Consider the following 21,912-nt stretch of genomic DNA (forward strand, 5'->3'; position numbering starts at 1 on the left):
ATGTCCGTACCCCTGTCCATCCTCGATCTCGCCCCGCTGGTCTCCGGCGGTGACGTGCGCGACGCCCTGCGCCGCACCCTGGATCTGGCCCGCAGGGCCGAGCAGTTCGGCTATCACCGGTACTGGGTGGCCGAGCACCACTTCACGCCGGGGGTGGCCAGCTCGCAGCCGGCGCTGCTGCTCGGTCAGATCGCCGCCGTCACCGACCGCATCCGGCTCGGCTCCGGCGCCGTGCAGACCGGCTTCCAGACCGCGCTGTCCATCGTGGAGCAGTTCGGGCTGCTCGACGCGCTGTATCCGGGCCGTTTCGACCTCGGGCTCGGCCGGTCCGGGCAGGCCAAGAAGGAGGCGGTCCGTCTCGTCGCCGAGGAGAGCCGGCAGGCGGCGCCGGCGCAGGAGCGGGTCGTCGACGGGCTGCTCATCCCGAAGCCGTTCTCCTGGGCGCCGATCTTCGCCTCCAAACGCACCGAGCTGGCCGGTAGCTTCCTGACCCAGCCCGGCGCCGAGCCGCTCGGCCTCACCGAGGTCCTCGACCAGATCGCGGCGCTGCTGGCCGGGCCGGTCGTCGACGACGAGGGCAACGAGGTGATCGCGACCCCGGGCGCCGGGGCGGACCTGCAGGTGTGGCTGCTCGGCAGCTCCGGAGGGGAGAGCGCCCGCACGGCCGGCGCGCGGGGCCTGCCGTTCGCCGCCAACTATCACGTCGCCCCGGCGAAGGTGCTGGAGGCGGTCGAGGCGTACCGGGAGTCGTTCGTGCCGTCGGCGGGGCTCGCGAAGCCGTACGTCATGGTGTCGGCCGACGTGCTGGTGGCCGAGGACGACGCGACCGCGCGGCACCTGGCCACACCGTTCGCCGTCTGGGTCCGCAGCATCCGTACGGGCCTCGGTGCCGTCCCGTTCCCGAGCATCGAGGAAGCCGAGGCGTATCAGTGGACCGACCAGGATCGGGCGATCGTCGCCGACCGGGTCGCCACCCAGTTCGCCGGATCGCCGCAGACCGTGGCAGAACGGCTGCAAACTCTGCAACGGGTCACCGGGGCCGACGAACTGCTGGTCACCACCATCGCCCACGACCACGCCGACCGGGTCCGCTCGTTCGAGCTGCTCGCCAAGGAGTGGTCCGTCTGACCCACCGCCTATGATCGGCTCGTGCCGGGAATCGACGATCGTGAAACCCTGAGTCGGCCGCGAGCGATCAGCCGTCCGATGCGCAACCTGCTCGCGGGTTACTACACGTCGATTCTCGGCAGCCAGATGACCCCGGTGGCGCTGGCGTTCGCGGTCCTGGCCAGCGGGCACGGCGTCTCCGGGCTGGGCCTGGTGCTGGGCGCGAGCCGGCTGCCGACCGTCGGGTTCATCCTGCTCGGTGGCGTCCTGGCGGACCGGGTGTCACGGCGTACGCTGCTGCTGGCCACCGACGTCATGCGCGGCGCCGGCCAGGCCACCCTGGCGGTCTGGATCTTCACAGGGCACGTGCCGCTGGCCGCCCTGATGATCTTCGCGTCGATCGACGGGCTGGGCAGCGCCTTCTTCCGGCCGGCGCTGGGCGGCATCATCCCCTCCCTCAACGAGCCGGCCGCCCTGCAACGGGCCAACGCGCTGATCGGGTTCGGCCGCTCACTGGGCAGCCTGGTCGGCCCGGCCACCGGCGGAGTGCTGGTGGCCGCCTTCAGCCCCGGCGTCGTGTTCGCCGTCGACGCGGTGTCCTACCTGGTCAGTGCGCTCTTCCTGCTCGGCGTCCCACGGGTCGCCGCCGCGCCGCGGACCGGCTCGGGTGGGGTGCTCGCCGACCTGCGGGAGGGCTGGGCCGAGTTCAGCTCCCGGCGGTGGCTGTGGTCGCTCGTGGCCCAGTCGGCGCTGTTCCACCTGCTCGTGCTCCCGGCCTACATGGTGCTCGGCCCGCAACTCGCCGCCGACGGCCTCGGCGGCCCGCGCGGCTGGGGGTTCATCCTCGGCGGCTTCGGGGCGGGCGCCCTGCTCGCCGGGCTGGTGATGGCCCGGGTCACCCAGCGCCACCCGCTGCGCACCGCTGTCCTGGCGAATCTCGGGTTCGTGCCGGCGCTGCTGCTGCTCGCCCTGTCGGCCCCGCTGCCGGCCGTCATCCTGGGCGCCTTCGCCGCCGGAGCCGGCATGGGCACCTACGTCACGCTGTGGGAGACCAGCCTCCAGGCCAACGTGCCCCGCGAGGTGCTGTCCCGGGTCGTCGCCTACGACTGGTTCGGCTCGCTGGTGACTCTGCCGCTCGGCTTCGTGGTGGTAGGGTTCGCCGCCCCGGCCGTCGGGGCCGTTCCGATGCTGCTGCTCGGCGCCGCCGTCGTCGCCACGACCAGCGCCGCCGCGCTCGCCCTGCCCGACGTGCGCCGCCTGACCAGCGGCCCGGTCCACGAAGAACGCCCGGTCTGAGCGCCGGACAGGAGACGCCATGACACGCCGCTGGATCCGGCCGCGACGCTGGTCGCCGCCCGCCCTCGCCGACCGCGGCCCCACCGGCGCGCTGCGGGTGCGGCGGCTCATCCCGACCGGCGGCCACGGACCCGAGGACGTCGTCGTCGACGGCGCCGGCCGGGTGATCACCGGGCTCGCCGACGGGCGGATCCTGCGGATCGACCCGGCGAGCGGGGACCGGACGGTGCTCGCCGACACCGGGGGACGGCCCCTCGGGCTGCATCCGCGCGCCGACGGTGGGGTGCTGGTCTGCGACCACGACCGTGGACTGCTCGCCGTCGCGCCGGACGGGACCGTCGAGGTCCTGGTGGACAGCGTGGACGGTCGGCCGCTCACCTTCGTCAGCAACGTCGTCGAGGGTGCGGACGCGACGATCTGGTTCACCTCGTCGACCACCCGGTGGAGCCTCGACGACCACCTCGGTGACGTGTTCGAGCACTCCGGCACCGGGCGGCTGCTGCGCCGCGACCCGGACGGCACGGTGACGGTGCTGCTGGACGGGCTGAAATTCGCCAACGGGCTGGCCCTGACCGCGGACGGGACGGCACTGCTGGTCGCCGAGACGGCCGGCTACCGGATCCGCCGGTACGGCCTCGACGGGACCGTCACGACGTTCGCCGACAACCTGCCCGGCTTCCCCGACAACCTCTGGCTCGGCGGCGACGGGCTGCTCTGGGCCGGGATCGCCGCGCCCCGCGACCCGCTGCTCGACCGGCTGCTGCCGCTGCCCGGGATCCTGCGGCTGCTGGTGTGGAACCTGCCGGAGGCGGTCCGGCCCAAGGCGACACCGATCGCGTGGGTGATGGCCTTCGACGCCGGCGGCCGGATCGTGCACGACCTGCGGTCCGACGACGGCGGGTACGGGTTCGTGACCTCGGCCGCCGAGAAGGACGGGCTGCTGGTGGCGGGCAGCCTGACCCGGCCGGAGATCGCGCTGCTGGAGCCGCCCGGCAGGTGAGAGCCCGGGCGCTGGAGCCGCCCCGATGGGGAAAGCCCGGCGGCCGGGACGGGCCGCCTGCCTCGCGCGACAGGCCCGGGACGGTCCCGGTGCGGCGGGGCGAGCCGCCTCGTACAAAAGAGTGATTTATCGGGTTTGAAGAATCTTGCCGTCGAGAAGCGATCACCATCGGCGGGTGGAGATTCGGCAGCTCAGCTACGTCGAGGCGGTGGCCCGCTACGGCGGTTTCACCCGCGCGGCCGGTCGGCTGCACGTCGCCCAGTCGGCGGTGTCGGCGCAGGTCCGGGCCCTGGAGATCGAGCTCGGGGTGACGTTGTTCGCGCGGACCACCCGCAAGGTGGCGCTGACCCCGGCCGGGGAGATGTTCGTGGCGCGGGCCCGCCGCATCCTGGCCGAGCTGGACGGTGCCCGCGGCGAGATGGCCGAGATCACCGCGGTGGTCAGCGGCCGGGTGACCGTCGGCGCGACCGCCGGCCTCGGCCCCTACGACCTGCCGGCCGCGCTCGCCTCGTTCCGTGAGCGGCATCCGGGGATCGCGGTGCGGCTGCGCTCGGGGCGGGTCACCGGGCTGCTCGGCGCCTGCGACGGCGGCGAGCTGGATCTGGTGATCGGCCCGGTGCACGCCGACCTGCCGCCCCGCTTCGACGCGGTGCCGCTCGCCGACGAGCAGCTGCTGCTGGCGCTCCCGCCCGGTCACGCGATGGCCCGTGGTGGCCGCCTCACCCTGGGGGAGGTACGCGACGAGCCGTTCGTGAGCATGCCGCCCGGCTCGGGTCTGCGCTGGATCCTGGAGGACGCGGCCCGGTCGGCGGGCTTCCTGCCGCGCGTGCACTTCGAGACGCACAGCCTGGACGGGGTCCGTGACCTGATCGCCGCCGGGCTCGGGGTCGGTCTGCTGTCCCGGACGGTGGCCGAGTCGGCGCCCGCCCCGGCGATCGCGGTGCGCCAGCTGCATCCGCCGCCCGCGCATCCGCCGATCGGGGTGATGCGGCAGCGGGACCGGATGCTCAGTCCCGCCGCCCAGTCGTTACGACACCACCTGGTCGAAGCCGCCGGCATCGCGGTGACGGCCGACCTGCCGGGGTAAGGTCACTTGCCTTCGATCGGCAGGCCCGGCGGGTTGATCTCCGCCTTGGTGACGCCCTCGTTGGTCAGGTTCCAGCGCTGCAGGATCTTGGCGTAGTCACCGGACGCGATGAGCTTGTCGAGAGCGGCGGCGTATGCCTTGACCAGGCCGTTGTCCTTCTTGGTGGTGAGCGCGATCAGGCCCTGCAGGTCCTTGCCGGCGCCGGAGTAGGTGCCGACGATCTCGGTCTGGCCGGTGGTCGCGACCTGGTAGGCGGCCGACGGGCTCGGGCCGAGGTAAAGGTCGATCTGGCCGGAGCCGAGTGCCAGGAAGGTCGCCTGGTTGGTCTGGTAGTACTTGATCTCGACCTCCGCCAAGCCCTGCTTCTTGGCCTCCTCGGCCCACTCGACCAGGATCTTCTCCTGGTTGGTGCCGGAGCCGACGGCCACCTTCTTACCGGCGATGTCGGCCGGCGACGTGACCTTGAGTCCGGAGCCCTTCTTCGCGAGCCAGGCCAGGTTGTCCAGGCGATAGGTGACGAAGTCGTACTTCTGCTTGCGCTCCTCGGTGACGGTGATGTTCGACGCGCCGAGCTGGAACTTGCCGCTGTCCAGGCCGATGAACAGGTTCTCCCAGGAGGTGTTCTCCAGGACCGGCTCCAGGCCCAGCGTGCTCGCGATCGCGACGGCGATGTCCGGCTCGTTGCCGATCAGCGTCTTGTTGTCGGTCGCCGCGAACGCGAGCGGCGGGAATCCGGAGCCGGCCGCGCCGACCCCGATGGTCAGCTTGCCGGACGCCTTCACGTCGGCGGGCAGCAGCGCCGCCGCGGCCTCGTCCTTGGCCGGCAGGATCCGGTTCTGCTCGGGGGTGAGATTCAGCGAGCCCCCGGCCGTGGACGCCGACGGGCCGGCCGCGGCGGACACCGGGGCCTTCTCCTCCGGCGCGGCGCAGGCGGTCAGGCTCAACGTCACGGCGGCAAGGGCGAAAATCCATGTGGTACGCACGAGAGCTCCAGTTTCGACGAAAGAGGCGGGGGGTCAGACCAGGACCTTGGACAGGAAGGCCCGGGTGCGTTCGTGTTGCGGGTCGTCCAGCACCTCGGCGGGCGTGCCCTGCTCGACGATGCGGCCGTCGTCCATGAAGACGACCGTGTCGGCGGCCTCCCGGGCGAAGCCGATCTCATGCGTCACCACGATCATCGTGGTCCCGCTGGCGGCCAGGTCACGCAGCACGTCGAGGACCTCGCCGACCAGCTCCGGGTCGAGCGCCGAGGTCGGCTCGTCGAAGAGGATCAGCTTCGGCTCCAGCGCCAGCGCCCGGGCGATCGCCACGCGCTGCTGCTGGCCACCGGAGAGCTGGCGGGGGTAGGCGTCGGCCCGGTCGCCGAGTCCCACCCTGGTCAGCAGCTCGCGCGCTCGTTCGTACACCTGCGCCCGGGGTTTGCCCTGCGCCGAGATCGGCGCCTCGGTGATGTTCTCCAGGGCCGTGAGGTGCGGAAATAGGTTGAAGTTCTGGAAGACGAAACCGATCCCGGCGCGCTGCCTGAGGATCTGTCGTTCGCTGAGCTCGTGCAGTCTGTTGCCGGTCTGGCGGTAGCCGATCAGCTCGCCGTCGATCCGGACCCGGCCGGAGTCGACCTTCTCCAGGTGGTTGATGCTGCGCAGCAGAGTGGACTTGCCCGAACCGGACGGGCCGAGGATCACGGTGACCGTGCCGGCCTTCGCGCTCAGGGACACCCCGCGCAGCACGTGCGCCTTGCCGAACGACTTGTGGACCTCGGTGATCTCGATCATCGGCCGATCGCCGCCTTGAATCGCTGGAACGGGGTGGGCGGCAGGTTGCGCACGGCGCCACGGGCGAAGTGGCGCTCGGTGTAGTACTGCAGGATCGACAGCAGGGCGGTGAGGATCACGTACCAGACCGTCGCGACCATCAGCAGCGGCACCACCCGCCCGTTGCGGCCGTAGATCACCTGGACCTGGTAGAACAGCTCGCCGATCGCCAGGATGTACACGATGGACGTGCTCTTCAGTAGGTTGACCAGCAGGTTCGCCGCGTTCGGCAGGATCGCGCGCATCGCCTGGGGCAGCACGATCCGGTAGAACTGCCGCCACTTGGGGATGCCCAGGGCGGCGGCCGCCTCGTGCTGGCCGTGGTCCACCGAGAGCAGGCCGGCCCGGATGATCTCGCCGGCGAAGGCCGCCTCGTGCATGGCCAGGCCGAGCAGCGCGGCGCCGAACGAGCTGATCAGGCTCACCGTCGGGAACGAGACGCCCGGCCCGAACGGGATGCCGATCTGCAGGCTGTCGTAGAGGTAGCCGAGGTTCGCCCAGAACAACAGCTGCACCAGCAGCGGCACACTGCGGAACACCCAGATGTAGGCCCAGCTGACCGTGGACAGCACGGGGTTGGGGGACAGGCGCATGGCGGCGAGCGGGATGCCGCCGAGGAACCCGAAGACCGCGCCGCCGAGGGTGAGCAGCAGGGTCAGGCCGAGCGCCTCGACGACCGACTGCTCCAGGAAGTAGCCGAAGAACGTCTCCCAGTCCCAGCCGGGATTGGTCACGAGCCCGTGCACGAACTGCGCGAGCAGGACGAGGACCAGAGCGGTCCCGGCCCATCGCCAAGGGTGGCGGGCCGGGACGACGACGAGGTCGTCGACGGTTTCCTCCCGCCGTTGCGGGGTCAGGACGGTCATGGCCGAAACGCTAGGCAGCCACGGCCATGACCCACAATGCCTATCAGGAATATATGTTTAAAGACATCATTGCATCTGTTGCGGGTATTGCCTCTAACCCCATAGATGCGATAGGAATAGCGGGCATTCGTCGGGCACCCTGCCAGGAGATTCCGTGACCACCACCCTCGCCCCCGCGCCGCCGGCCGCGCCGTCGTCGCCCCAGGCGGCGCTCGCGCCCGGCGGCGGCCTGCGCCGGCGCCTCGCGCTGCGCCTCGTCGCGCTGGTCGCGCTCTACCTGCTGTGGGAGGTGACGGCCCGGATCATGCGCAACCCGGCCTTCATCCCCTCGCCGGGAGCGGTCTGGGACCAGCTGATCCGCACCTCCACCACCCACGAGGGGGTACGCGGATACAGCGGCCACCTGCTCGTCGAGCACCTCGGCGTCAGCCTGCGGCGCATCGTCATCGGCTCGGCCATCGGCGTCGCCGGCGGCCTGCTCATCGGCGTGCTCCTGGGCACCGTCGGCTGGCTGCGCGTGGTCGCCGAGCCGGTCGTCACGTTCGTCCGGGCGCTGCCGCCGCTCGCCTACTTCAGCCTGTTCATCATCTGGTTCGGCATCGACGAGACCCCGAAACTTTGGCTGCTCTCGATCGCCGCCCTGCCGCCCGTCGCGGTCGCCACCGCCGCCGCCGTCCACAATGCGCCGACCGGCCTGGTCGAGGCGGCCCGGGCACTGGGAGCAAGCCGCTGGCAGAGCATCCGCGACGTGGTGCTGCCGCACGCGCTGCCGGAGATCTTCACTGGTATCCGGCTCGCCGTCGGTGTCGCGTACTCCTCGGTCGTGGCCGCCGAGACCATCAACGGCGTGCCCGGCATCGGCGGCATGATCCGCGACGCCCAGCGCTACTCCCAGACCGACGTGGTCGTGCTCGGCCTCTTCGCCATCGGCCTCTCCGGCCTGCTCATCGACGCTCTGTTGCTCACCGCCGAGAACAAGCTGATCCCGTGGCGCGGACGCGCCTGATCCCCTTTAAGGAAACCCCTGTGAAGAAGCTCCTTGCCGTCGCTGTCTCCGTCGCCCTCGCCGGGGCCCTGGCCGCATGCGGGGACGGCGCCGCCAGCGGTGGCGCCGACCCCGAAGAGAAATCGATCCGGATCGCCTACCAGGCCTTCCCATCCGGCGACCTGATCGTCAAGAACCAGGGCCTGCTCGAGAAGGCACTGCCCGACTACAAGATCACCTGGACGAAGTTCGACTCCGGCGCCAGCATCAACACCGCCTTCGTCGCGGGCAGCCTCGACATCGCGGCGATCGGCTCCAGCCCGGTGGCGCGCGGGCTGTCCGCCCCGCTCAACATCCCGTACCAGGTCGCCTTCGTCCTCGACGTGGCAGGCGACAACGAGGCGCTCGTGGCCCGCAACGACTCCGGCGTCACCGACGTGGCCTCGCTGCGCGGCAAGAAGGTGGCCACCCCGTTCGCGTCCACCGCCCACTACAGCCTCCTCGCCGCCCTGAACGCCGCCGGCGTCAAGGAGTCCGAGCTGACCATCGTGGACCTCGAGCCGCAGGACATCCTGGCCGCCTGGACCCGCGGCGACATCGACGCCGCCTACAGCTGGCTGCCGTCGCTCGACCAGCTCAAGAAGACCGGCAAGGTGCTGATCACCAGCCGGGAGCTGGCCGCCGGCGGCAAGCCCACCCTCGACCTCGGCGTCGTCTCCACCGCCTTCGCCACCGCCCACCCGGAGGCCGTCGACGCGTGGCGCAAGGTCGAGGCCCAGGCCCTGACCGTCATCGCCACCGACCCGGACGCCGCGGGCAAGGCCGTCGGCGCCGAGCTCAACCTCTCCGCCGACGACGCCAAGGCCCAGCTGTCGCAGGGTGTCTTCCTCAAGCCGGCCGACCTGTCGTCACCGGAGTGGCTCGGCACCGAGGGCGCGCCCGGCAAGCTCGCCGACAACCTGGTCAGCGCGGCCGAGTTCCTCAAGTCGCAGCAGAAGATCGACGCCGTGCCGACGCTGGCCGACGTGCAGAAGGCCATCTACGTCAAGGGGCTGCCCGGTGTCCTCGGCTGACGCGATCACGGTCGAAGCGGTCACCCACTCCTACGGTGACGTGACCGCCGTCGGGCCGATCGACCTGACCGTCCCGCCGGGTGAGTTCCTCGTCCTGGTCGGCGCGTCCGGCTGCGGCAAGAGCACGCTACTGCGCCTGATCGCCGGTTTCGAGCAGCCCACCGCCGGGACCATCCGCACGAACGGGACGGCCCCGGCGCCCGGGCGCGGAGCGGGGCTGGTCTTCCAGCAGCCGCGGCTGTTCCCCTGGAAGACCGTCGGCGGCAACATCGCCCTCGCCCTCAAATACGCCGGGCAGCAGGCCACCGCCGCACGCATCGACGAGCTGCTCGCCCGGGTCGGCCTGCACGATGTGGCCCACCGCCGGATCTGGCAGATCTCCGGCGGCCAGCAGCAGCGGGTCGCCATAGCCCGGGCCCTGGCGGTAGAGAACCCCCGTCCGACCGCCCCGCCCGCCACCCAAGAACGGAACAACCCCCGTCCGACCGCCCCGCCCGCCACCCAAGAACGGAACAACCCCCGTCCGACCGCCCCGCCCGCCACCCAAGAACGGAACAACCCCCGTCCGACCGCCCCGCCCGCCACCCAAGAACGGAACAACCCCCGTCCGACCGCCCCGCCCGCCACCCAAGAACGGAACAACCCCTTTCTTCTTCTACTGGACGAGCCGTCCGCGGCTCTGGACGCGCTCACCCGGGAGAAACTCCAGGACGACCTGCGCCAGGTCAGCGCCTCCACCGGCCGGACCAGCGTCTTCGTCACACACAGCGTCGACGAGGCCGTCTTCCTCGGCAGCCGTGTCGTGGTCCTCACCCCACGGCCCGGCACGATCGCGCTGGACCTGCCGATCGACCTGCCGCGCACCGGCATCGCCGCCGACGAGCTCCGGGGACTGCCCGAGTTCGCCGCGCTGCGCGCCGAGGTCAGCCACGCCATCCGCGACCGGGTCACCATCTGACCCGCCCTGCGATCCGGGCCGCACCGTCCGCGGCCCGGTCTCAGGACTTCTTGACCAGCACCTTCTTACCGGACGCCTTCACCGTGTACGCGACCGTCTTCTTCGTCCACGGGTTGGTGGCGTGGACCCGTACACCCGCCGTGATGTTCTTGACCTTGACCACCTGGACGTCGCCGGCATACCAGTTCGACTGCGCCGCATCCCGCCGGACCAGCTTGCGCAGCGTCGCCACCTTCACCTTGCCGCCCTTGGACGCCCTGCGGGTGGAGGCCGCGCCGTTGACCGCCGACTCGCGGACCAGCCGGGCCATGTCGAGGTAGGCGACACCCTTGGCGAGCGTCTTGTCGTCCACCGTCACGTCGGCCGCCGGCAGCGTCACCAACTGCGGGCCGTACGCGTAGTCCACCGACATCGACAGGGTCTGCTCGTCATCCTTCGACGCAGTCGACGCGGTCGTCAGCACCGACGCGGCGTCGGCGTGCAACGTCACCACGCCCAGCTGCTCGTCGGTGAACGTGAGATCGGCGGACCCGTCGTCGTGCAGCGTCCTGGTGCCCGCGCTGACCGACGTCGTCACCAGGTCGAGCGGGGCCGGCCCGTCCTTCTTCAGAGTGAGGTCGGTGTCCGGCGTGAACACGAACGTCGCCGTCGGCCGGCCGATCATCGTCAGCGCCGCCGTGATCCGGCTGTCGTCCTCGACCGACCGGTAGAAGCCCGCGCCCTCGTCGAGGAAGACGCTCGACGCCGGCTGCCCGTCCATCGCGAACGACGCCGCCAGCAGACCGTGCTCGGGGTCGGTGGCGGTCTTCTGCCACGCGGTCGCCGTCCGGCCGCGGATGGTCAGGTCGAGGTCCAGGTCGGAGGCCCAGCCCCGCACGGCGGCCGTGTCGGTGGCCGCGGCCACCGCCGCCACCGCCGCCTTCATCTGCGACGCGGACAGGTCGGTCGTGGTGTCGGCGGCATATGCGGCGGCCGGGGCGACCAGAAGGCCGGCCGCGACCGAGGCGGAGACGAGCAGGATCGCGGGACGAGACAGCACGGACATGCGATGACCTCGAAAGATAGCGGGGGAGGGGCGCCCTAGGATCGGCCGCCCACCCCGCCGGTTGAGATCTTCCGCGGGAACCGCTTACGGCTTACGGGCCACCGCGCCGAACTCGTCGACCTCGCGCAGGTCCTCGCCGGCGGCGTCCGCGGCCGGGCGCCACCTCGAGCACGGGACCAGGCCCGGCTCCAGCAGCTCGAGGCCGTCGAGGAAACGGGCGATCTGGTCGGGGTGGCGCAGGTGGTAGCTGAGCGGCGCATTCGCGTTCCACACACCGATCGCGTCCTCGAACGCCGGCCCGTCGATCACGTTGGTGCCGTCGGCGGTGAGGAGGTAGCTGCCCGACGGCAGCTCGGCGAGCAGCCCCCGGACGATCGCGATGGCCTGATCGATGTCGGGCACGTGCCCCAGGATGTTCATCAGGATCAGACCGACCGGCTGAGTCAGGTCGAGCGTCGCGCTCGCCGCCTCCAGGATCTTCGCCGGGTCGTGCAGGTCGGCGTCGACGTAGTCGGTCCTGCCCTCGGGGGTGCTGGTCAGCAGAGCCCGCGCGTGGACCAGGACCAGCGGGTCGTTGTCGACATACACGATCCGGGCGTCGGCGGCCGCGGCCTGCGCCACCTGATGGGTGTTCTCCGCGGTGGGCATGCCCGTGCCGATGTCCAGGAACTGCCGGATGCCGGCCTCCGTCACCAGGAAGGTGACCGCCCGCTTGAGGAACGCCCGCGAATGCCGGGCCACCACGGTGATGTCCGGATAGAGGTTGGCGAAGTCGTCACCGACCGCCCGGTCGACGGGGAAGTTGTCCTTGCCGCCGAGCCAGTAGTTCCACACCCGTGCCGAGTGCGGCACGCTGGTGTCGAGTTTGGCGGCAGCGTCACTGTCGGTCATGGCTACGGCTCCCCGTCGGCGGGCTTCGCGGTTGGCGCAGAGCATACGCCGCCCCTCCGACGGGTCCACACCAGACGGTCCTCCACGGCGTCCACCGAAGGTGGGTCATGGGGTCAGGTGCTTCTGCGGGGCCAGGAACCGGGCGTCGAGGTCGGCGGCCGGGACCGGGCGGGCGTAGTGGTAGCCCTGGGCGGTGTCGCAGCCCAGACCGCTGAGCGCGGCCGCGGTCCGGTCGTCCTCGACGCCCTCGGCCACGACGGTCAGGTTCAGGTTGTGGGCCAGGTCGACGGCGGACGCCACGAGCGCGTGACTGGACGAGTCGGCGACCATGTCGGCCACGAACGAGCGGTCGATCTTCAGCTCGTCCACCGGCAGGAGCTTCAGGTACGACAGCGACGAGTATCCGGTGCCGAAGTCGTCGATGGACGTCTTGACCCCCAGCCCCCGGATCCGGCGCAGCGCGTCGATCGTGGTCGTCGGGTCGGACATCACGGTGTGCTCGGTGATCTCGATGCAGAGCAGCTCCCCGGGAACACCCGCCGAGTCGAGCAGCGCCGCCAGCCGGCCCGGGAACGTGCCGTCGAGCAGGCTGCGGGTGGAGACGTTGACCGCCACCGGCACCCGGTGACCCGCGTCGAGCCAGGCACGCGCCTGCTCCAGGGCCAGGGTGAGGACCCGCTCGGTGAACGGGTGGATCAGGCTGGTGGTCTCCAGCACCGGCACGAACTGGCCGGGCGGCACCGGGCCACGCGTCGGGTGGTGCCAGCGGGCCAGCGCCTCCACCCCGGAGAGCGTGCCGTCGGCCAGCGACACCTTCGGCTGGTAGTGCAGCGTGAACTGGGACGCGTCGGTCAGACCGCGCCGCAGGTCGCCGAGCAGGGTGAGCCGGTCGGCGCTGTCCTGGCCGGTGTTGCCGCTGAACCGGCGGAAGCTGTCGTGCTGCTGCTTCGCGTCGTGCATGGCGCTGTCGGCGTGCCCGAGCAGGGTGCTGACGTCGTCGTCGGCCGCGGCGGCCGCCGCCCCGATGCTGATCTCCAGGTCCACCGTGATGTCGTCGAGGTGGAACGGCTGGTCGAAGGTCTCCCGCAGGCGGTCCGCGACCGCGTCGGCCCGGGTCGGGTCCAGGTCACGCAGCAGGATGGCGAACTCGTCGCCGCCGGTCCGCGCCACCAGGTCACCGTCGCGGACCACCGCCGACAGCCGCCAGCCCGCCTCGGCCAGCAGCCGGTCCCCGATGTGCGGGCCCAACTGGTCGTTGACGTGCCGGAACCCGTTGATGTTGACGGTCAGCACGGTGATGCCCGGCAGGGTACGGGCCGGGCGGGCCGCCGTCAGCGCCCGCTGCACGTGCGCGGTGAACGCGGCCCGGTTGGGCAGCCCGGTCAGCAGGTCGGTGGCGGCCATCGTCTCGACCTGACGCCGGTGCGCGCGGGTGTGCCAGCCGAACAGGGCCAGCACGATCAGGCTGAGCACGAACGTGACGATGCTGCCCCACAGCAGCCGGTGCGAGTCGTGCCGGGCGGTCTCCTGGTTGCGCTCGTACCGCTGCTGGTGACGATCGCGCAGTTGCAGCAGCCGGTCGTTGTTGCGCTGGTAGCTGGGCTCGATCACGGTGTTCAGGGCGCTGATCGCCTTGGCCGTCTCACCGCGGTCCAGCATCGACAGGAACCAGACGATGTCCTGGCGCAGGTTGATCTGCCGCTGCGCGATGGTGCCGGCCTCGGCCGCGTCCCCGATGTCGGGCGCGGTCGCGGCGACCGCGAGAGTGGCCCGGTGCGCCTCGTCGTCGACGGCGAGGACCCGCTGCCGCTCCGGCCCGGACGGGTTGTCGGCGGTCGCCTGGATCAGTGACATCTCGTACGCCGACAGGTACGCGGCCTGCTGGTAGGCGGTCACGCGGTCGCTGTCGCGCAGGATGTCCTCGACGATGGCGGAGTGCCGGCGGCTGTCCACCAGCGAGAACCCGGACAGCAGCGCCAGCGACCCGACGAGCGTGCCGATCACCCACCGGCGGGTACGCCGCAGGCCGCCCTCGTTCATGCCGCTCATCCCGCCACGACCCGGTTGCGCCCGGCGCGCTTGGCCTCGTACAGCGCCTCGTCGGCGAGTTTCTGCAGCTGTTCCGGATCGGCGTCGGTGAGCGGGCTGCCCGCCGTGACGCCGACGCTGACCGTGACGACGCCGCCGACCGCGAGCGCGTGCGGCTGCCCCAGCCCGGCGACCGCCCGGCAGGCCCGCTCGGCGACGACCGTGGCGTTCGCGACCGTGGCGCCGGGCATGACGATGCAGAACTCCTCACCGCCGTAGCGGGCGACCAGGTCGGTGGTGCGCACACCCGCGCGCAGCGCCTCGGCGACCAGGCGCAGGCACTCGTCGCCACCCTGGTGTCCGTAGTGGTCGTTGTACTTCTTGAAGTCGTCGATGTCGATCATCGCGATGCCGATCGGCTCGTTCGACCGCTCCGCGCGCAGCCACGCCTCCTCCAGGAACGTGGTCAGCTTGCGCCGGTTCGGCAGCCCGGTCAGCGGGTCGGTGATGCTCAGCATCTCCAGTCGGTGATTGGCCTCGGCCAGTTCCTCGGTCCGCTCCGCCACCGCCTGCTCCAGCGACGCGTACACCTGGGCGTTCTCCAGCGAGACGGTGAGCTGTCCGGCGATCAGCAGGACCGCGTCCAGCCGCCCGGCCGAGAACGCGCGCCGGCTGAGCCGGTTCTCCAGCACCAGCACCGCCCGCGGCTGCCCGTGCCCGATCACCGGCACCACCAGCAACGAGCAGTGCTCCAGCCCGGCCAGGTACGGATCGCGCCCCACCCGGTCGTCCAGGGACACGTCGTCGACCAGCATCGGCTCACGGGTGCGCTCGGCGTACCGGATCGCACTCAACGGCACCAGGCCCCGCTCGGCCGCCTCCTCGGCGGTGAGGTCGGGCCGCTCGCCGTCGCCGGGCAGCACCCAGCAGCCGGCCCGGTCGTCGTGGAGCACCACGTGCACCGCGGTGGCGCCGGTCATCGCCCCGAGCACCTGCTGCACCCGCAGCCGCAGCCGGTCCACACTGGTCTCCGAGCTCAGCGCCCGGGCCGCCTCCAGCACCGCCATCAGATCGATCACCTCCGTCGACAGGTTGACGCTGGCGCCGCCGAGCGTGGTCGACCGGCCGGGGCGGGGGAGCCGAGAGCCGAGCCGAGCGCCGGATGAGCCCGCTTCAGGGCCTGCACCTTCCCGGTGGCGCCCCACCGGGCGTACCCGGGAAGAGCCTCGGCGAGCAGCCGGTCACCCACGTGCTGCAGCCCGTTGTCCAGGTAGAACCGTGCCGCCAGCTCGGTGATCAGCGGCGTGTGCCAGGACCGGCCGGCGGTCGCGGCGTCGGACATCGCCTCGTCGTAGGCGGCGGCCGCGCCCGCGAAGTCGCCGTGCACGGCCGCCCGGGTCGCCTCGGCCAGCCGGTACAGGTGCCGGAAGTTGCCGGGCTGCCCGGCGGCCCGCGCGGCAAGGAAGTCGCGACTGCGGTCCAGCGCCACCAGTGCCTGCTCCCGGTCGGCGCCGCCGGCCCGGGCGGTCACCGCCGCGGCCAGCACGGCCAGCAGATGGACGGGCGCGTTCAGATAGCTGCCGGGCACGGCCGGCAGAGCCCGCATCGACTCGGCGCTGAACCGGACGAGCGACTCGTCGTCGCCGAGGACCGCCGCCAGCAGGGTCCGCATGGTGGTGGCGAAGGCGTACGCGGTGTCGTTGTCCTTCAGCGGCTCCAGCACGGCGTCGTCGAAGTCGCCGGTGCCTCGCAGGGTCCGCACCATCATGTCGGCGATGGCGAACACGGCCGCGTCGTGACCGGTGCCGATCCGCTCGGCGAACGCCTCGGCCGAGCGCACCTCCCGCAGGAACGGCTCCAGGTCGGCCGACAGGTCCAGCATCTGCGGCAGAGAGGCGAAGTACGAGTAGAACGCCGTGCGCAGGTCGCCGGCGCGCAGCAGGCCGTCCCGGGCCTCGTGCGCCATCCGGACCGCGTTCTCCAGCGGCTCGCACCACGGCACCGTGGCCAGCGCGTGCAGGAACTTCACCTGTGACGTCGCCGGCTCGTGCCCGTGCCCCGCACCGGCCGCCAGCACGTGCGACGTGGCCCGGTACGCGGCCTCGTGGTCGCCGGACCCGGCGATCGTGACGATACCGATGTTGCCGAGCGTGCCGGTCAGCGCCGCGCACACGCCGTGCCCGGCCCACAGCTCGGCCGCCTGCGCCACCAGCCACGCCAGGGTCATCCGGTCGGCGAAGAACGCCGCCGGGCACAGCCGGTCGATGACGTGCGCCGCGGCGAGGATCCGCGGATCGGTGATCTCCGGCAGGTCGCCGTCACCGGCGGTGGCCAGCCAGCCGTAGAACGTGGCCATGCCGGCGCCGATCCGCGGGCCCATCTCGGCCGGACCGGACGGCACGTCGATGCCGAGCCTGCTCAGCAGGCCCAGTCCCAGCTCCAGGGCCTCGTTCAGCATCCGCCGGTTGGTGAGGGCGCCCAGCTGCTCGGCCACCGGCCGGGCCAGCCGCACCGGGTCGTCGACGGTCGCGGCCAGATCGGCGAACAACCGGTCGGCGTCGGCGAACCGGCCGACGGCGCAGAGGGCCGCGTGCCAGGCGGCGCGCGTCTCGCCGTACCCCTCCTCGGTTTTGTCCAGCAGACGGACCGCGACCGCGAGATGAGCCTCGGCCGACGCATGGTTGGCCACCAGGCGTGCCGCCGCGGCGGCCGTGCGCAGCAGCGTCGCCGCCGTCCGGCGCTCGCCCGGCGCCGCCGCGCCCGGAGCCAGCAGCACGTCCGCCGCGGCCAGGTAGAGCGGCGCCGCGTCGGGCGCCGGGGCCAGCCGGCGGGCCAGTGACAGGCTCAGCCGGGCGCGCTCGTCGGCGGACAGCCGGCCGAACGCGGCCTGCTGCACCCGGTCGTGCCGGAACCGCGCCGACCCGCCGTCGATCACCACCAGCCCGTCGTCGACGGCCGCGGTCAACGGCGCGTCCAGCAGGTCCAGCGGCACCTCGCCGTGCAGACAGGCCATCAGGTCGACGGCCGCGCGGGTGTCCGCGGGCAGCGCCACGATCCGTGCGGTCAGCAGCGCCACCACGTCGCCGTGGCCGACGAAGTCGCGGACCGCGGTCGCGTCCCAGCGCCAGCCGCCGCCGTCCGGCACCAGCACACCCTCCCGGCGCAGGGCGTTCAACAGCTCGACGGTGTCGAACGGATTGCCACGGGTACGGTCGGCGAGCACCGCCGCCAGCCGCTCCGCCTCCGGCAGGTGCAGCATCCCAGCGATCAGCACCCCCAGGTCGGCGACGCTCAGATTGTCCAGCCGCACCTCGCCGGCGTCGCCGCGTTCGCGGTGCAGACGGGCCCGCACCGCGGTCAGCGGGTGCGCCTCGTCCACCTCCTCCTCGCGGTAGGCGCCCAGCACCAGCAGCCCCGGCACGTCCGGGTCGTCCAGCACGTCGTCGAGATAGCTGAACGCGGCCCCCGTCGCCCACTGCAGGTCGTCGAGGAAGAAGACCAGCGGAGCGCCGTCGCCCACGGTGCGCAGCAGGGCCATGCCGGCCCGCCGCAGCCGGGCCAGGAACACGCGCGGGTCGACGTCGAGCTGCGGCGCCACGTCCAGCAGCGCCCGGAACGACGGCATCAGCGCCGCGATCAGCCCGGCGTCCGCGCCGAGCGCCTCCCGCAACCGCGTCCGCAGCCGCGCGACGACGTCCTCGGGTTCGGCCAGCAGCTGCTCACCGAGCCGGTCGAACGCCTCCCGCACCGCGCCACCGCCGGCGTCGTGGTGGAACTGGTCGAACTTGCCGGACACGAACCGCCCGCCGGCCGCCGCGACCGCCGGGCGCAGCCGGTCCACCAGCGCCGTCTTGCCGACGCCGGGCGGGCCGGTGACCAGCGCCAGTGCGCTGCTGTCGCGGGCGTCGCCGAGCAGCGCGTGCAGGGCGGCGAGCGGCGCCTCCCGGCCGACCAGGCGCGCCGGCGGGGCCAGGCGGATCGGGAAGTCCCGCTCGCCGAGCACGGTCAGGCGGCCGGCACGCAGCTGGGCCAGGTCGTGCGCGAGGCCTTCGCCGCTCTGGTACCGCAGCTCCGGCTCCTTGCTCAGCAGCCGCAGGATGATCTGCGACAGCAACGCCGGAACCAGCGGATTGACCTCCGACGGGGCGTCCGGCACGGCGGCCAGGTGATCGTGGAGCAGGCTCAGCGGGTCCCGGTCGCGGCCGAACGGCGGGCGGCCGGTGGCCAGCTCGTACAGGGTGGCGCCCAGCGAGTAGAGGTCACTGCGGTGATCGACCGGGCAGCCGGTACGCCCGCTCTGCTCCGGCGCCAGATAGGGCAGCGTGCCAACCAGGCCCGCGCTCTTCTCGTCGCTCTTCCCGTCGCCTTTTCCACCGCCGCTCCTGCCGTGCGCGGTGTCCGCGCCCGACAGCCTCGCCAACTCGAAGTCGATCAGCATCGGCTTGTTGGTCGCGACGTCGACAAGAACGTTCGCCGGGCTCACGTCCCGATGCACCACACCGCACCGGTGGATCCCGGCGAGAATCTCGGCAAGGTCCAGCCCGAGGTCCAGCAGTGCGTCGGTCGCCCACGGCGAGTCAAGGTCCGCGAGGGTACGGGCCCCCGTGTCGACGAGTTCGAGCACACCGGTCGCGCCGTCCCCGGCCAGCGTCGGCGTGCCGCTCACGGACTCCAGGCGGCGCAGCACCGCGATCTCGTTGCGCAGCCGATCGGCCGCACCGGCCCCGAGCGGCTGCTTGCGAACGACCCGGTTCCCGTCCGCCAGCCGCACCCGGCTGACCCTGGTCCGGTCACTGTCGTACAGCAGCTCGTCGGCGCACTCAGAAGTCACGCGCTGCCTTTCGGCCCACGCATGCCTGCCATGAGCCTTGCAACCCCCCTGCCACCGACCCGCCGCCTCCACGGCCTCGTCCACGGGCGGGCCCCGGTCCGGCCATCCCCCACCGTCCGGGGGATGGCCGGATGTCCGGTTCAGCGCGCGACAGACCACCAGACGGTGGTGTCGGGCGGCAGGATGATGTTGTCGGGGTCGCCTTCGAGGGGACCGCTGGCCAGCAGGATCTCGCCGGGGCGGCCGATCTCGACCGGCTCGGCGCCCATGTTGACCGTGCAGCGGAAGCCGGGGACGCCGGGCGCCGACCGGTCGAAGGCGAGGATTCCGGCGGGCGCCGAGACCCAGGTCAGGTTGTCGGTCGGGGCGAGGGCCGGGTTGTCGCGGCGGATCGCCAGGGCCGCGCGGTACAGCTCCAGGGTCGAACCGGGCACGCCGGCCTGCGCGGCGACGCTGAGCCGCGCCCACGACTCGGGCTGTGGGAGCCAGCTGCCGCCGCCGTCGGGGCCGAAGCCGTAGGGGGCCTCGGCGCCGCTCCACGGGATCGGGACCCGGCAGCCGTCGCGGTAGCCGTCCTGGCCGGTCGCGCGGTGGAAGGCCGGGTCCTGGCGGGCCTCCGGCGGCAGGTCGATGACCTCGGGCAGGCCGAGCTCCTCGCCCTGGTAGACGTACGCCGAACCGGGCAGCGCCAGCATCAGTGCCGACGCGGCACGCCCGCGGCGCAGACCGGCCTCGTCGTCGACGGCGGTGGCCTTGCGGCCGGCGGCGTCGCCCTCGACCTTCTGCATCAGGCGGGTGGTGTGCCGGACCACGTCGTGGTTCGACAGCGTCCACGTGGTGGGAGCGCCGACCTCGCGCATCGCGGCGAGTGATTCGTCGATGATCGCGCGCTGCTCGTGGGCGTTCCAGGCGGTGCCCAGGTAGCTGAAGTTGAACGCCTGGTGCAACTCGTCGCCGCGGACGTAGTTGGCGACCCGGGCCAGCGTCGGCGCCCAGGCCTCGGCGACGGCGATGCGCTCGCCGGGGTACTCGTCGAGGATCCGGCGCCAGTCGCGGTAGATCTCGTGCACGCCGTCGCGGTCGAAGAACGGGCTCTCGCCGGCGCCCAGCAGATGCCACTCGCCGGTGTCGCCGATGTCCGGCAGGCCGGCCTCCTTGACCATGCCGTGCGCCACGTCGACGCGGAAGCCGTCGACGCCCAGGTCGAGCCAGAACCGCAGGATGGTCTTGAACTCGTCCCGTACGGCCGGGTGCTCCCAGTTGAAGTCGGGCTGCTCCGGGGCGAACAGGTGCAGATACCACTCGCCGTCCTCGACCCGGGTCCACGCCGGGCCACCGAAGATCGACGGCCAGTCGTTGGGCGGCAGTTCGCCGTCGGCGCCCTGGCCGGGGCGGAAGTGGTAGCGGTCGCGGAACGGGGAGCCGGGGCCCTCGGCGATCGCCCGTTTGAACCAGTCGTGCTGGTCCGACGAGTGGTTGGGGACGAGGTCGACGATGACCCGCAGGCCGAGGGCGTGCGCGCCGGTGATCAGCTCCTCGGCGTCGGCGACGGTGCCGAAGATCGGGTCGACGGTGCGGTAGTCGGAGACGTCGTAGCCCGCGTCGGCCTGGGGCGAGGCGTAGAACGGGGAGAGCCACACCGCGTCGACGCCCAGGTCCCGCAGGTAAGGCAGCCGCCTGCTGATGCCGGGCAGGTCACCGATGCCGTCGCCGTTGGAGTCGGCGAAGCTGCGCGGGTAGATCTGGTAGATGACCGCGTTGCGCCACCACGATGCGGGGGGCGCTTCCACGGTGGGCGGTGCGATCAGTTGATCGGTCATGGCGACGAACGCTAGCAGCTTACTAACACGTGTTACATAGCTGAGCCGCTGCTTTCTTGCAGCAAGTTCTTGCAGGGCGTCGTTATGCCGGTTTCGCGGTGGATTCCCGGACGATCAGCGAGGTGCCGAGGGTCTGGTGCGGGTGCTGTGCCTCACCCCTGATTGCCGAGATCAGGAAGTCGGCGGCCATCCGTCCCTTGGTGACGATCGGCTGTCGCACGGTGGTGAGCCGCGGCCGGAACCACGAGGACTCCTCGAGGTCGTCGAACCCGGTCACGGACACCGTTTCGGGCACCTTGATTGCAAGTTCTTGCAAGGCGTCCACGGCCCCGTACGCCAGCACGTCCGACAGCGCCAGCACCGCCGTCGGATGCTGGTCACCGGACATCAGCTCACGGGTCGCCCGATAGCCCTCACTCCGGGTCACCGGCACCTCGGCCATCCGCACGTCCGCCATCGTCAGACCGAAATCGGTCAGCGCGTCGGTGATCCCGGCCAGCCGGCGGGCCAGTGGGCCACGGTAGCCGCGCTCCGGCACTCCGGTGCCCGGATCGAGCGACAGCACGGCCAGCCGCCGGTGCCCCAACTCCAGCAGATAGCGGGTCACCTCACGGGCGCCGCCCCGGTCGTCGACCTCGACACTCGGCGCGCCCTCGAGCCGGTCGCTGTCGATCAGCACGAACGGGATGCCCCGCCGGGTCAGCTCGGCGACCTCACCACGGTCCGCCTCCAGACCGCAGACGATGAAACCGTCGACCGCGGCGTACGGAATGGCCTTGAGCACCGAGTCCTGCAGGGGCGGGGTCAGCAGCAGCGTGTACCCCTCCCGGTCGCACACCTGCCCGGCGCCCATCAGGAACCGTGCGTAATACGGGTTCTCCAGGATCCGGGCCAGCCGCTGGGGAAGCAGCACCCCGATCGAGTTGGTGGTGCCGGCCTGCAGCATCCGGCCCAGCGTGCTCGGCGCGTAGCCCAGCGACTCGGCGGCGGCCAGGATCCGCTCCCTGGTCGCCACCGAGATCCGCTGCGGATTGTTGAACGCGAACGACACCGCCGACCGGGACACGCCCGCCGCCGCCGCGACGTCACTGGACGTGGCCCTTCCCGACGGCAT

At 72.0% G+C, this 21,912-nt stretch carries 17 protein-coding genes; 7 read left to right on the forward strand and 10 right to left on the reverse strand.

The window, feature by feature from the left end; translation table 11 throughout:
* The 4 genes from ACQPZW_RS14780 (at position 1) to ACQPZW_RS14795 (ending at position 4,490) form a co-directional block, all read left to right on the forward strand.
* A complete protein-coding gene (locus ACQPZW_RS14780) occupies positions 1 to 1,128 on the forward strand; it encodes an LLM class flavin-dependent oxidoreductase (protein WP_433795440.1) in 1,128 nt (375 codons plus the stop codon).
* Between the two features lie 78 nt (positions 1,129 to 1,206).
* Entirely contained in the window at positions 1,207 to 2,403 is a 1,197-nt protein-coding gene (locus ACQPZW_RS14785) for an MFS transporter (protein ID WP_433795441.1), read from the forward strand.
* Positions 2,404 to 2,422: 19 nt separating this feature from the next.
* Entirely contained in the window at positions 2,423 to 3,403 is a 981-nt protein-coding gene (locus tag ACQPZW_RS14790) for an SMP-30/gluconolactonase/LRE family protein (protein WP_433795442.1), read from the forward strand.
* A gap of 175 nt (positions 3,404 to 3,578) precedes the next feature.
* The gene (locus tag ACQPZW_RS14795) at positions 3,579 to 4,490 is read left to right on the forward strand and encodes a LysR family transcriptional regulator (RefSeq protein ID WP_433795443.1); all 912 of its coding nucleotides are present in this window, start codon (positions 3,579 to 3,581) and stop codon (positions 4,488 to 4,490) included.
* A 2-nt stretch (positions 4,491 to 4,492) separates the two neighbouring features.
* Here ACQPZW_RS14795 and ACQPZW_RS14800 read toward each other — a convergent pair whose 3' ends face one another.
* From ACQPZW_RS14800 to ACQPZW_RS14810, 3 genes are read right to left on the reverse strand one after another with little or no spacing between them, the layout of a single operon-like run.
* On the reverse strand, positions 4,493 to 5,473 hold the full coding sequence (locus ACQPZW_RS14800; RefSeq protein ID WP_433795444.1) for an ABC transporter substrate-binding protein: 981 nt from the start codon (positions 5,471 to 5,473) through the stop codon (positions 4,493 to 4,495).
* Positions 5,474 to 5,506: 33 nt separating this feature from the next.
* Entirely contained in the window at positions 5,507 to 6,262 is a 756-nt protein-coding gene (locus tag ACQPZW_RS14805) for an amino acid ABC transporter ATP-binding protein (RefSeq protein WP_433795445.1), read from the reverse strand.
* Positions 6,259 to 7,167 (reverse strand): amino acid ABC transporter permease, encoded by a 909-nt coding sequence (locus ACQPZW_RS14810; protein WP_433795446.1) that lies wholly within the window; start codon positions 7,165 to 7,167, stop codon positions 6,259 to 6,261. The genes ACQPZW_RS14805 and ACQPZW_RS14810 overlap by 4 nt, the downstream gene beginning before the upstream one ends.
* Before the next feature lie 154 nt (positions 7,168 to 7,321).
* On the opposite strand from ACQPZW_RS14810, the gene ACQPZW_RS14815 reads away from it, so the two are divergent.
* Genes ACQPZW_RS14815 through ACQPZW_RS14825 form a run of 3 tightly spaced genes read left to right on the forward strand, consistent with a single transcriptional unit; the run spans position 7,322 to position 10,183 of the window.
* On the forward strand, positions 7,322 to 8,173 hold the full coding sequence (locus ACQPZW_RS14815) for an ABC transporter permease (RefSeq protein WP_433795447.1): 852 nt from the start codon (positions 7,322 to 7,324) through the stop codon (positions 8,171 to 8,173).
* A 20-nt stretch (positions 8,174 to 8,193) separates the two neighbouring features.
* Positions 8,194 to 9,225 carry a taurine ABC transporter substrate-binding protein gene (locus tag ACQPZW_RS14820; RefSeq protein ID WP_433795448.1) on the forward strand — a complete coding sequence of 344 codons (1,032 nt, stop codon included), beginning with the start codon at positions 8,194 to 8,196 and terminating at the stop codon, positions 9,223 to 9,225.
* Positions 9,212 to 10,183, forward strand: a complete 972-nt coding sequence (locus ACQPZW_RS14825; RefSeq protein ID WP_433795449.1) for an ATP-binding cassette domain-containing protein — start codon at positions 9,212 to 9,214, stop codon at positions 10,181 to 10,183. Before ACQPZW_RS14820 ends, ACQPZW_RS14825 begins: the two co-directional genes overlap by 14 nt.
* A gap of 40 nt (positions 10,184 to 10,223) precedes the next feature.
* Here the strand turns inward: ACQPZW_RS14825 and ACQPZW_RS14830 are convergent, their stop codons facing one another.
* From ACQPZW_RS14830 to ACQPZW_RS14860, 7 genes are all read right to left on the reverse strand, one after another.
* Positions 10,224 to 11,228, reverse strand: a complete 1,005-nt coding sequence (locus tag ACQPZW_RS14830) for a hypothetical protein (RefSeq protein ID WP_433795450.1) — start codon at positions 11,226 to 11,228, stop codon at positions 10,224 to 10,226.
* An 84-nt stretch (positions 11,229 to 11,312) separates the two neighbouring features.
* Entirely contained in the window at positions 11,313 to 12,119 is an 807-nt protein-coding gene (locus ACQPZW_RS14835; RefSeq protein ID WP_433795451.1) for an SAM-dependent methyltransferase, read from the reverse strand.
* A gap of 105 nt (positions 12,120 to 12,224) precedes the next feature.
* Positions 12,225 to 14,168 (reverse strand): putative bifunctional diguanylate cyclase/phosphodiesterase, encoded by a 1,944-nt coding sequence (locus tag ACQPZW_RS14840; protein ID WP_433795452.1) that lies wholly within the window; start codon positions 14,166 to 14,168, stop codon positions 12,225 to 12,227.
* On the reverse strand, positions 14,165 to 15,226 hold the full coding sequence (locus ACQPZW_RS14845) for a diguanylate cyclase (protein ID WP_433795453.1): 1,062 nt from the start codon (positions 15,224 to 15,226) through the stop codon (positions 14,165 to 14,167). Before ACQPZW_RS14845 ends, ACQPZW_RS14840 begins: the two co-directional genes overlap by 4 nt.
* The gene (locus ACQPZW_RS14850) at positions 15,223 to 18,978 is read right to left on the reverse strand and encodes an ATP-binding protein (RefSeq protein WP_433795454.1); all 3,756 of its coding nucleotides are present in this window, start codon (positions 18,976 to 18,978) and stop codon (positions 15,223 to 15,225) included. The genes ACQPZW_RS14845 and ACQPZW_RS14850 overlap by 4 nt, the downstream gene beginning before the upstream one ends.
* Positions 18,979 to 19,118: 140 nt before the next feature.
* On the reverse strand, positions 19,119 to 20,798 hold the full coding sequence (locus tag ACQPZW_RS14855) for a glycoside hydrolase family 13 protein (RefSeq protein WP_433795455.1): 1,680 nt from the start codon (positions 20,796 to 20,798) through the stop codon (positions 19,119 to 19,121).
* 82 nt (positions 20,799 to 20,880) lie between these two features.
* On the reverse strand, positions 20,881 to 21,912 hold the full coding sequence (locus tag ACQPZW_RS14860; protein ID WP_433795456.1) for a LacI family DNA-binding transcriptional regulator: 1,032 nt from the start codon (positions 21,910 to 21,912) through the stop codon (positions 20,881 to 20,883).

It is taken from the genome of Actinoplanes sp. CA-252034, assembly GCF_050956125.1.
Taxonomy (GTDB): Bacteria; Actinomycetota; Actinomycetes; order Mycobacteriales; family Micromonosporaceae; genus Actinoplanes.

Bases quoted from the DNA above. Each gene is read 5' to 3' on its own strand.
- ACQPZW_RS14785 (WP_433795441.1), top strand. From the start codon at position 1,207: ATGCGCAACCTGCTCGCGGGTTACTACACGTCGATTCTCGGCAGCCAG.
- ACQPZW_RS14805 (WP_433795445.1), bottom strand. From the start codon at position 6,262: ATGATCGAGATCACCGAGGTCCACAAGTCGTTCGGCAAGGCGCACGTG.
- ACQPZW_RS14855 (WP_433795455.1), bottom strand. From the start codon at position 20,798: ATGACCGATCAACTGATCGCACCGCCCACCGTGGAAGCGCCCCCCGCA.
- ACQPZW_RS14810 (WP_433795446.1), bottom strand. From the start codon at position 7,167: ATGACCGTCCTGACCCCGCAACGGCGGGAGGAAACCGTCGACGACCTC.
- ACQPZW_RS14790 (WP_433795442.1), top strand. From the start codon at position 2,423: ATGACACGCCGCTGGATCCGGCCGCGACGCTGGTCGCCGCCCGCCCTC.
- ACQPZW_RS14835 (WP_433795451.1), bottom strand. From the start codon at position 12,119: ATGACCGACAGTGACGCTGCCGCCAAACTCGACACCAGCGTGCCGCAC.
- ACQPZW_RS14830 (WP_433795450.1), bottom strand. From the start codon at position 11,228: ATGTCCGTGCTGTCTCGTCCCGCGATCCTGCTCGTCTCCGCCTCGGTC.
- ACQPZW_RS14780 (WP_433795440.1), top strand. From the start codon at position 1: ATGTCCGTACCCCTGTCCATCCTCGATCTCGCCCCGCTGGTCTCCGGC.
- ACQPZW_RS14840 (WP_433795452.1), bottom strand. From the start codon at position 14,168: ATGAGCGGCATGAACGAGGGCGGCCTGCGGCGTACCCGCCGGTGGGTG.
- ACQPZW_RS14860 (WP_433795456.1), bottom strand. From the start codon at position 21,912: ATGCCGTCGGGAAGGGCCACGTCCAGTGACGTCGCGGCGGCGGCGGGC.